The following is a 10,198-nucleotide window of genomic DNA, read 5'->3' as shown; positions in this document are numbered from 1 at the left end:
CTCTGGACGGCTTGGGTTTGACAATGCTGGTCGTCCCGAAGGAACACGTGCCTCTCCTCGAGAAGGCGGCATCTCATGCGGCACAAGAGGCTAAGGCGTACGAAGAAAGGCGGGGCAGGGACCGGGAATGGGACTAGTCGCCGTCGGGGCGTGTCAGCTCGCACGTAAGAGCCTGATTTACGCAATTACCAAGAGGCTTTTTCTGCGTCGGTAGATTTGGTGGCATCGTCGGCTTCGCTGACTGTTTTTCAGCGTGACAATGCATTTTTCGCAATTAACCGCCAATACGGCTCGCCGCGCAGTGTCACGAACATCTCGTCCAGGTGCCATGTGCCACCCGGTTTGCTGCGCGCGGCCTTGACGCGATGGGCAAAACAGGCGCCGAATTTGTCGCACCAACGACGGATCGTTTCGTAGGTCACCGTCACGCCGCGCTCGAACAGCAATTCCTCGATGTCGCGCAGGCTCAGGTTGAACCGGAAGTACCAGCGCACCGCCTGGCTGATGACCACCGCCGGGAAGCGGTGGCCGTGGTAGAGCGATTTCGTCTTCGTCATCGCGCCATCCTACGCGACCGCCCCAACGTGACAATGCCGTTTGGGGCACTCCACGTTTGCCGCCCGAAAATTCTTGAAGGAACTCGTGCCTCAACTGCGGAGCAACACCCGTTCTGGGCTCTCGTGAGGCCGGATCGAACAGGTTCAGCATGGCCATTTCCGAAGGCAGACCGAGCTTGTAGTTGTCGACGTAGTCACCCACGATCTTCACCCCGGGCAGCCCCCAGCGGCGCCACGCGGATTCCTGTCAACATGCTGCGGGGGCTGATCTCCAGGCAGGCCGACCTGGGGGTATCGAACATGCCGCTCGCGCACCCGAACCTGGAATCGCGCTTGCTGGCGAAGAACCCAATCGTGGCGCTGATTCCCACCGGTCACCAGCTCAGTACGCAAGGCTGGGTCCGCCCAAGCAAACTGGCGGGGGAGGATCTGATCGGATACGGGCCGGACGTACCCTTCGGCCTGCTGGCGCATGAGGTCTTTGGCCGGGAAGGCGGCCAGTCGGACATGCGGGTGCAGGTGGAACAGGCCCCGTGGCCAGGGCGCTGGCCCTGGCGGGCGCAGGTTTACAACCTCCCGTACCAACCGTGATGTGGGTAAAGGCAAGCCCGTTGTACGGGAGAGGGCGCCTGCCAGAGGCATACTAACCGGATCAGTTCTTGGCAACCGACTCCGGCAACGGCCCCCAGCCACCGCCCAGGGTACGCACCAGCGACACCGTAGCCGCCGCACGCAGGCCGGCCACCGCGTTGGCATCGCGCTGCGACTGCAGCACTGTACGGTCTGCGTAGTCCACCGCTCCGGCATCGCAACGACTGCGCGAGGTGCGCTGCGCCCGCTTCGCCCCGGCCAGCGCACCGTCGAGCGCCGTGGCCTGCCGGCTGAGCCAGCGCACATCGGTCAGGCTGTCTTCCACTTCGCGGAAGGCCACCAGAACGGTCTGCTGGTAGCGCGCCACGCTTTCCTCATGTGCGGCGCGGGCACCGGCCAGGTTCGAGCTGTTGCGGCCACCGTCAAACACGGTCTGCGCGACGGTAGTGCCGACCAGCGGCCCAAGCATCCAAGTACGCGACGACCACTTGAACAGGTTCGACAGGTCTGACGACTCAAACCCGAACAACGTTGTCAGCGAGATGCGCGGGAAGAACGCTGCCTTCGCAATGCCGATGCGCGCATTGGCCGCTGCCATCTGGCGCTCTGCAGCAGCGATATCGGGGCGACGTTCGAGCAGTTCCGACGGCAGTCCAGCCGACACGGACACCGGCACGGTGTCGAACGGCCTCGCGGCCAGCCCGAACTGAGACGGCGCCACGCCGGTCAGGACGGCGAGCGCATGCTCCTGGTTGGCCCGGCGGCGCTCGGTACTGGCCAGGTCGGCACGCGCGGTGCCGAGCTCGGCTTCGGCGCGTGCCGGGTCCAGATCCGTCGTCTCACCCACTTCGTAGCGCTTGCGCAGCAGCGATAGCGCGTCCTCGCGCAACTTGATCGTCGCGTTGAGCAACTGGCGGTCGCTGTCGAGCGTGCGCAGTGCGAAGTAGGCCCGCGCCGTATCGGCTTGCAGCGCGAGCTGGACCGAACGGTACAGATCCGCGGCGCCCTGCTCCTCGGCACGTGCCGCGTTCACACTACTGGCCACGCGGCCGAACAGGTCCAGCTCGTAGTTGGCAAACAAACGGGCCTTGTACACGGTCTGGGCCCGCACACGCGTGCCATCGGGCAGCCCTCGCGAGGCGGCCGAGGGCTGCGTGCGGGTCGGATCGAAGCCCGCCATCAGTTGCGGATACATGTCCGCCTCGGTGGCGCCGGTGAACGCGCGCGCCCGCTTCAGGCGGGCCGCTGCAGCGGCCAGGTCCTGGTTATGCGCGTTGGCCGCGTCGATCAGGCGGTCGAGCTCGGCATCGCCAAACACCTTCCACCAGTCGCCGCGCTGCTGGCCCTCGGCCGGCGCGGCGGTCTTCCACTGCGCACCCTCGGTGGCGGCGGCCTCGGCTTCCTTGAACGTCGCAGCGGTGGCCGTCTCCGGCACCTTGTACGTCGGCGCCAGCGAGCAGCCCGCCAGCACCAGCGCGGCAGCCAGGGTGGCAAGCTTGGGCAGGTACTGCTTCACCACCTTGTTGTTCATGTCTTTCACCATCACTCTGCGGGCGCCACAACGCGCGAGGTCGAAGCAGCCGTCAACACCGCCTCACAGCGTTGCTTGCGGGTGGCCAGCAGACGCAGTGCCACGTAGAACACCGGCGTCAGGAACAGGCCGAAGAACGTCACACCCAGCATTCCCGCGAACACGGTCACGCCCATCGCATGGCGCATTTCCGCACCGGCACCGGTGGACACCACCAGCGGAACCACACCCATGATGAACGCGAACGACGTCATCAGGATCGGGCGCAGACGCAGCCGGCTGGCTTCGATGGCAGCCTCCACCACGGTGCGGCCATGGTGTTCCAGCTCCCGTGCGAATTCCACGATCAAGATCGCGTTCTTCGCGGACAACCCGACCAGCACGATGAAGCCGATCTGCGTGAAGATGTTGTTATCACCACGCGTGAGCCACACGCCGGTCATGGCGGCCAGCAGGCTCATCGGCACGATCAGGATCACGGCCAGCGGCAGCGTCAGGCTTTCGTACTGGGCAGCCAACACCAGGAACACGAGCAGCACGCACAGCGGGAAGATCCACACACCCGCATTGCCCGCCAGGATGTCCTGGTAGGTCAGCTCGGTCCATTCGAAGCTAATGCCCTTTGGCAGCGTCTCCGCCGCGATACGCTCGGCAGCCGCCTGTGCCTGGCCCGACGAGAAACCGGGTGCTGGGCCGCCGTTCATGTCGGCGGCGGTAAAGCCGTTGTAGCGGGTCACGCTATCGGGGCCGAAGCTCTGCTTGACCTTCGCCAGCGACGACAGCGGCACCATCTCCCCCGAACTGCCGCGCGCCTTCAGCTGCAGGATGTCCTCGGCGTGCTGGCGGAATTGCGCATCCGCCTGCACCTTGACCTGGTACGTACGGCCGAACTTGTTGAAGTCGTTCACGTATGACGAACCTAGATAGGTCTGCAGCGTCTCGAAAACGTCGGTCACGGGCACGCCCAGCTGCTTGGCCTTGGTACGGTCGAGTTGCACGTCGAGTTGCGGCGCGTTCACCTGGTAGTTACTGAAGATGCGGGCCAGTTCAGGCGTGGCGCGCGCCTTGGTCATGAACGCATTGGTCGCATTGAACAGCTCGTCATACCCCAGTGCGGCACGGTCCTCGATCATCATCTTGAAGCCGCCGATCGTGCCCAGGCCCTGCACCGGCGGCGGCGGGAACACGGCGATGAACGCGTCTTGGATCGCCCCATATCGCTTGTTCAGGTCGGCGGCAATCGCATTGCCCGACAAATCCGCGCTCTTGCGCTTCTCGAACGGATCGAGCGTGACGAACACGATGCCGCCGCTCGGGCTGTTCGTGAAGCCGTTGATCGACAGGCCCGGGAAGGCCACGGCCGATTCTACGCCCGGATGCTTGAGCGCGATCTCCGACATGCGGCGGATCACGTCCTCGGTACGATCCAGCGTGGCGCCATCAGGCAGCTTGGCAAAGCTCACCAGGTACTGCTTGTCCTGCGCCGGTACGAAGCCCTTCGGCACGAGTTGGAAGACCCCCCAGGTGGCCACAAGCATCACGGCGTAGACGCCGAACACCGAACCCTTGCGGCGGATCACGCCCTTCACGCCACGGCTATAGCTGTCCAAGCTGCGGCCAAAGAGGCGGTCGAAGCGGGCGAAGAACTTGCCAAATACCTTGTCTATGCCGCGCGTCAGCCAGTCCTTGGGCGCATTGTGGCCCTTCAGCAGCAGCGCCGAAAGTGCTGGCGACAGCGTCAGTGAGTTGAACGCCGAGATGATCGTCGAAATTGAGATCGTCAGCGCGAACTGCTTGTAGAACTGACCGGTCAGGCCCGTCATGAAGGCCAGCGGCACGAACACGGCAATCAGCGTCAGCGCGATCGCGATGATCGGGCCACTCACTTCGCGCATGGCCTTGTACGTGGCCTCCTTCGGCGACAGCCCTTCCTCGATGTTCCGCTCGACGTTCTCCACGACCACGATCGCATCGTCCACCACGATACCGATCGCCAGAACCAGGCCGAACAGGCTCAGCGCGTTGATCGAGAAGCCGAATGCATGCATCAGGCCGAACGTACCGACGATCGACACTGGCACCGCCAACAGCGGGATGACCGACGCACGCCACGTCTGGAGGAACAGGATCACCACCAGCACCACCAGCGCGATGGCTTCGAACAGCGTGTGGACTACGGCCTCGATCGAGTGGTGCACGAACTGCGTGGGGTCATAGACGATGCTGTAGTCCACGCCTTCCGGCATATTCTGTTTCAGCTCGGCCATGGTCTTGCGCACATCATTCGCGATTTGGATCGCGTTCGAGCCCGGCGACTGGCGGATCGGCAACGCCACTGCGGACTTGTTGTCCAGCAGCGAACGCAGTGCGTATTCCGACGCACCGAGTTCAATGCGCGCGATGTCCTTCAGGTACGTGACGACACCATCAGGCGAAGTCTTGACGATGATGTCGCCAAACTCCTCCACGGTTTGCAGACGACCATGTGCGTTCACCGACAGCTGCAGGTCGGTGCCTGGCAACGACGGCGACTGGCCGATCACGCCGGCCGCCACCTGCACGTTCTGTTCGCGGATGGCGCGCACCACGTCGGACGCGGCCAGCCTGCGCTCGGCGATCTTCTCGGGGTTCACCCACACGCGCATCGAGTAGTCACCCGAGCCAAACATCAGCACCTGGCCAACGCCCTGGATCCGTGCGAGGCGGTCCTTCACGTTGATCAGCGCATAGTTGCGCAGGTACGTCATGTCGTAGCGGTCGTTCGGCGAGACCAGGTGGACCACCATGGTCAGATCCGGCGAGCTCTTGACCGTGGTGATGCCCAGGCGGCGTACGTCTTCGGGCAGGCGCGGTTCGGCCTGCGAGACGCGATTCTGCACCAACTGCTGGGCCTTGTCGGGGTCCGTACCGAGCTTGAAGGTCACCGTCAGCGTCAGGTTGCCGTCGCTATTGGCCTGCGAGTTCATGTAGAGCATGTCCTCGACGCCGTTGATCTGCTCTTCCAGCGGCGTGGCCACGGTCTCGGCGATTACCTTCGGGTTGGCGCCCGGAAACTGCGCGCGCACTACCACCGACGGCGGCACCACTTCCGGGTACTCCGAGATTGGTAACTTGAACATCGAGATGGCGCCGATCAGGAAGATCAGCACCGACAGCACGCCCGCGAAGATCGGACGATCGATAAAGAATTTCGAGAGATTCATCTTGGTCTCGGCGAAAGCAGTCCGCCCTGGCGGTCCGCCGGAGCGGACGCCATGTACAACTGCAGGGGAAAAAATCAGTTCGGTGTCGGGCGGGCTCAGCTCACCTTGGCCTTGTCGGCTCTCCCGTCGTCCGCCGCCTGCTTGCGGTCGGGCGTGGTGCCACGCGGCTCGGGTTCGCTGCGATACGCCATCGTCACGGCCTTCGGTGCCACGGTGTCGCCCGGGCGCACACGCATCAGGCCATTCACGACGATGTTCTCGCCCGGCTGCAGACCCTTGCGGATCACGCGCAGCCCTTCGTACGTGGGCCCGAGTTCGACTTCGCGATACACGAGCTTATTGGCCTTGTCGACCACGAGCACGAACTTCTTGCCCTGGTCGGTACCGATGGCGCGGTCGTTGATCAGCACGGCCGGGTGCGGCGAACCGCCACCGAGCTTGACCTTCGCGTACAGGCCCGGCAGCAGACGGCCATCGTCGTTGTCGAACACGGCACGCACGCGGATGGTGCCGCTGCGCGTGTCGAGCCGGTTGTCGATCGAGTGGATACGACCCTTGTGCGGGTTGCCGTCCTCGTTGGCCAGGCCCAGGAATACCGGCAGGTCGTTCTTGCCGCCGCCAGCGCCCGGCTGCGTGTAGCGCAGGTAGCTCTGCTCGTCGACATCGAAGCTCGCGTACACCGGCGAGACCGACACCACCGAGGTCAGCGGCGGCGACGCGGCACCGGCTGCCACGAGGTTGCCCACCGTGATTTCCGCACGCGAGACCTTGCCCGAGACCGGCGCAACGATGCGCGTGTAGCTCAGGTTCAGCTTCGCCACTTCCAGCGCAGCCTGCGCGCCGCGCACATCGGCCGACAATTCGCTGGCGGCGTGTCGAATTCGCGATGCGAGATTGCGTTGTCGTCGAGCAGGCGTTGCGCACGGGCCTTCTCGGTCTGCGCGTGCGCAGCGCGTACCTGGGCCGCGGCCAGCGCCGCTTCGGCGCGCGCCACTTCTGCGGCGTACGGACGCGGATCAATCGTGAACAGCGGGTCGCCCTTCTTCACGATCGAGCCTTCGCGGAAATGCACCGTTTCGATCGTGCCGGAAACGCGCGGACGAATTTCCACGCGGTCCACGGCTTCGATACGGCCCGAGAACTCATCCCATTCAGTGATGGTCTGGCCCACTGCCGATGCCACTTCGACGGCCGGAGCCGGCGGCGGCGTGTTGGCCTGGGCTTCCCCTCCGTGCCAGGGGCGCAGTACCGAGGTTGCTACGCCCGCCCCAAGGATTGCCACGATGGCAAAGGCGATCAGCGTGCGTCGAGACTTGTGATTCATCTTTCTTCACTCCGTGTTTCGTCGGGTTTCTTCAACTGGAAAAGCAAAAATTCAGGCCGAACGCTCCCCGCCTGCCCCACGAGTTGCCGGCCGCGGTGGAATTCAAGCGCGCCTGCCAGGCTTCGAACTCAGCTAGAATCTCCTTCTTTCGCGCCAGATCCCACCGCCGGATCGCGTGCAGCAGGCCGTCGGCGGTCTTGCCGTTGATCCACCCGCGGTGGCTGCTCGTTCTGCAGCAATGCCTTCAGGCGTGCGAAGTCGTGTGAGCGGTGCAGTCCGGCGGTCAGTTCCGACCAAGAAAAAATGCGTCCTGTGCCCAATACGCATAGATGTCATTCTTGATCGGATCTCTCGCGTGATGCCGCATAAAGCCGGTTATTGTTTTCTCGGCGCAGGCTGTGATTTCGTCGTATGTCCAACTGGATTTCACGAGTTTCATAGCTAACCGCAGTATTTACCGACCTGTCGGTGGTCCGTATCCATCTTTAACGGCCAGCTGTGACACTATGGGCTTGCCCAATTCATCGCTCAGGTATCATCTCAGCCCCTGCAGGACCACTTCCGCTGTGCCGCCGCTCGAAGCCGCCGTCGTCCACAGCTCGCGCGACGGCCTTGTTGTCCTCCGGCGTGCCCTCCATTCGGTTGGCGGACGCAAATTTTGCAATATCCGCGCGAGATGTCATCAGAATATAGTGGCCGCTCCCGTCGAAAACCGCGAGCCCTTGCGGATTGGTGCCGTACATCGGTTGCCGACTGCCGTCCGGGCGCACGGTATCGACCGATACGTAGGCCGACGTTCCGACGACCTGTTCCTTCAGCGTCCCGGTTTGGGCGGCCATCCCACGACCCGCAGGGCCGTCAATGGGTTGCTGTGGCGTGCTTCAATCCCGTTTCTGGACGCCGTATTTCGCCATATACACTTCGCGAAGGGCGTCTTCCGAAGCCCCCGCTCCGAAGCGGTAGGCCGGCGACAGCAGCGGCAGCGCCTCGCGCACGTCGATGCGGACGACGTGGTTCACCGGATAGTCCGGGCCGTTCGTCTGCGAAACCCAGTCGGCGACGTACGTCCGTTCAGGATCGGCGGCGGGTAGGACACGGGCCATCCCGTTGAAGCGATAACCGCGCCGGGTGAAGACATCGACGACGTTGATCGAGATCGCCGGATTGCGTTCGAGATTCCCGATGGTCTGAGGCGAGGCGATGTCCGCGAAAAATAGCGCGTCGTTTCGCGCGAGTAGCGACGCCTTCGGCGAGAGATTCGGCGTTCCATCTTCATTCACCGTCGCGACGAACGAAAGTATCGCGCGTTGAATGACATCGAGCATGTCGGTGGTAAGAATCGGCATCATGGACCTCAAGTTTGCGGCTGCAGAGTGCTACCGGGGTATATAGTACGAATGCTATGGCATAGTGGACAGATCCATGATTCGCCATATCAACCAAGCCATGATTCACGCACAAACGAGCAAGTTTCCCCCACTCGACACGGCCTCCACAGAGCCCCTGTACCAGCAGATATATGGCCGGTTCCGTGGAGCCATTGCGGACGGTCTTCTCGCGCCTGGGGATCGGGTCCCGTCGGCCCGCGCACTGGCCGAGGAATTGGGATTGTCGAGAGGAACCATTGACGTTGCCTATGCGACGTTGATCGCCGAGGGGTACTTTCAGCCTCGCGGCCAAGCGGGCACTTTCGTCACGCCGGGTCTGAAGCCCCGGTTGCCGGTACCGGCGGCAGTCCAGCCGCCCGTTTCCCCCGCGGGTACGGTGAACATGCGCCCTATGTCGATGCTGCCACTGCAGATGGGACTGCCTGCGCTAGACGCATTTCCCCGAAAAATCTGGGCCCGGCTAGGCGCGCGATGCATACGTGCCACCCAGATTCCCGAGATGATCTATCCGCCTGCACACGGCTTGCTCCCGTTGCGGACTGCAATTGCCACCTATCTCCAGGTCGCGCGCGGGATTACCTGCTCTCCATCACAAGTGTTCGTTACTTCCGGATATCGCAACACGCTGGAGTTGATCGTCCGCGCGCTTCTCAATGCAGGGGACCGGGTCTGGGTCGAAGATCCCGGCTACCCGCCCACTCGACAGTTGCTGCAACACGCGAAGATTGTGGTCACCCCCGTTCCGGTGGACGAGGAAGGACTGGTCGTCGCGCACGGCGTAAGAGCCGCGTCGCGCGCGCGTGCGGCAGTCGTTACACCGGCGCATCAGAGTCCACTTTGTATGTCGCTATCGTTGCCGCGGCGCCTGGCACTGCTTGATTGGGCATCACGAAGCCAGGCGTGGATCGTCGAGGATGACTACGACGGCGAATACAGGTATGTGAGCCGTCCGTTGCCCGCGCTCAAGAGCCTCGATTGCGACGGGCGCGTTCTCTATGCGGGCACGTTCAGCAAGGTTCTGTTTCCCGGCATTCGACTTGCGTACCTCGTGGTACCGGAAGCGCAGGTTGAACGGTTCGAACTGATCAGTCAGATTTTCTCGGGCGGCGGGCCTGGACTAACGCAGGCCATTGTCACCGCCTTTCTAGCGGAAGGCCATTTTGCCCGTCATATCCAGCGCATGCGAAAGCTGTATGGGGAGCGCCGGGCAGCCGCCACAAACGGACTGGAGCGAGCCCTGGGAGCGCATATGCACATTGATCCACAGCCGGGAGGAATGCATCTAGTTCTACGCATGCAGGGGCAAGGATCGGATCGCTCGCTCGCCGAGCGTGTACGGAGCCATGGCATGTTTGCTCACGCACTGACCAACTGGAGCATCAGCGAAAAGGTAGAACCTGCCTTGCTGCTCGGCTTCACCAACATCGACTCCGAGAGTACCGCCGAGAAACTCGGAAGGCGCATCTTGAAGCTCATCTGAGCGCGCCGGCAATTCGATCCTGAGGATTTCGCAAGTGCTATGGCCTATAAATCCGGGTCGTTCATGGCCCTTTGCTACTGGACCATATCGCGGCAGGATGAAGGCTCCTTAAACATAGCCCCGT

The 10,198-nt window shown here is 63.1% G+C and carries 6 protein-coding genes and 3 pseudogenes; 2 read left to right on the top strand and 7 right to left on the bottom strand.

Annotation, left to right across the window (positions count from 1 at the left end; genetic code table 11):
* Positions 1–272 precede the first annotated feature (272 nt).
* Positions 273–557 (bottom strand): annotated as a pseudogene (locus AC1DQ3_RS29950) (IS6 family transposase); the annotation flags it as partial.
* A 115-nt stretch (positions 558–672) separates the two neighbouring features.
* Positions 673–780: pseudogene (locus AC1DQ3_RS29945) on the bottom strand (ornithine cyclodeaminase family protein); the annotation flags it as partial.
* Between the two features lie 29 nt (positions 781–809).
* On the opposite strand from AC1DQ3_RS29945, the gene AC1DQ3_RS29940 reads away from it, so the two are divergent.
* On the top strand, positions 810–1,148 hold the full coding sequence (locus AC1DQ3_RS29940) for a LysR substrate-binding domain-containing protein (protein ID WP_477123743.1): 339 nt from the start codon (positions 810–812) through the stop codon (positions 1,146–1,148).
* A 61-nt stretch (positions 1,149–1,209) separates the two neighbouring features.
* On the opposite strand, the gene AC1DQ3_RS29935 is transcribed toward AC1DQ3_RS29940, so the two are convergent.
* The 5 genes and pseudogenes from AC1DQ3_RS29935 to AC1DQ3_RS29915 form a co-directional block, all read right to left on the bottom strand.
* Positions 1,210–2,679 carry an efflux transporter outer membrane subunit gene (locus AC1DQ3_RS29935; RefSeq protein ID WP_477123742.1) on the bottom strand — a complete coding sequence of 490 codons (1,470 nt, stop codon included), beginning with the start codon at positions 2,677–2,679 and terminating at the stop codon, positions 1,210–1,212.
* An 11-nt stretch (positions 2,680–2,690) separates the two neighbouring features.
* The gene (locus AC1DQ3_RS29930) at positions 2,691–5,882 is read right to left on the bottom strand and encodes an efflux RND transporter permease subunit (protein ID WP_477123741.1); all 3,192 of its coding nucleotides are present in this window, start codon (positions 5,880–5,882) and stop codon (positions 2,691–2,693) included.
* 95 nt (positions 5,883–5,977) lie between these two features.
* A pseudogene (locus tag AC1DQ3_RS29925) lies at positions 5,978–7,206 on the bottom strand (efflux RND transporter periplasmic adaptor subunit).
* Between the two features lie 521 nt (positions 7,207–7,727).
* Positions 7,728–8,045, bottom strand: a complete 318-nt coding sequence (locus AC1DQ3_RS29920) for a lipocalin-like domain-containing protein (RefSeq protein WP_477123740.1) — start codon at positions 8,043–8,045, stop codon at positions 7,728–7,730.
* A gap of 42 nt (positions 8,046–8,087) precedes the next feature.
* Complete coding sequence (locus AC1DQ3_RS29915) at positions 8,088–8,555, bottom strand: pyridoxamine 5'-phosphate oxidase family protein (RefSeq protein WP_477123739.1); 468 nt, start codon at positions 8,553–8,555, stop codon at positions 8,088–8,090.
* Positions 8,556–8,628: 73 nt separating this feature from the next.
* On the opposite strand from AC1DQ3_RS29915, the gene pdxR reads away from it, so the two are divergent.
* A complete protein-coding gene (gene pdxR / locus AC1DQ3_RS29910) occupies positions 8,629–10,074 on the top strand; it encodes a MocR-like pyridoxine biosynthesis transcription factor PdxR (RefSeq protein ID WP_477123738.1) in 1,446 nt (481 codons plus the stop codon).
* Positions 10,075–10,198 lie beyond the last annotated feature (124 nt).

The organism is Cupriavidus sp. 01T418, assembly GCF_056398885.1.
This window is presented reverse-complemented; position numbering and strand designations above follow the sequence as displayed.

Coding starts and splice junctions, on each gene's coding strand:
- AC1DQ3_RS29915 (WP_477123739.1), bottom strand. CDS start 8,555: ATGATGCCGATTCTTACCACCGACATGCTCGATGTCATTCAACGCGCG.
- AC1DQ3_RS29940 (WP_477123743.1), top strand. CDS start 810: ATGCTGCGGGGGCTGATCTCCAGGCAGGCCGACCTGGGGGTATCGAAC.
- AC1DQ3_RS29920 (WP_477123740.1), bottom strand. CDS start 8,045: ATGGCCGCCCAAACCGGGACGCTGAAGGAACAGGTCGTCGGAACGTCG.
- AC1DQ3_RS29930 (WP_477123741.1), bottom strand. CDS start 5,882: ATGAATCTCTCGAAATTCTTTATCGATCGTCCGATCTTCGCGGGCGTG.
- pdxR (WP_477123738.1), top strand. CDS start 8,629: ATGATTCGCCATATCAACCAAGCCATGATTCACGCACAAACGAGCAAG.
- AC1DQ3_RS29935 (WP_477123742.1), bottom strand. CDS start 2,679: ATGAACAACAAGGTGGTGAAGCAGTACCTGCCCAAGCTTGCCACCCTG.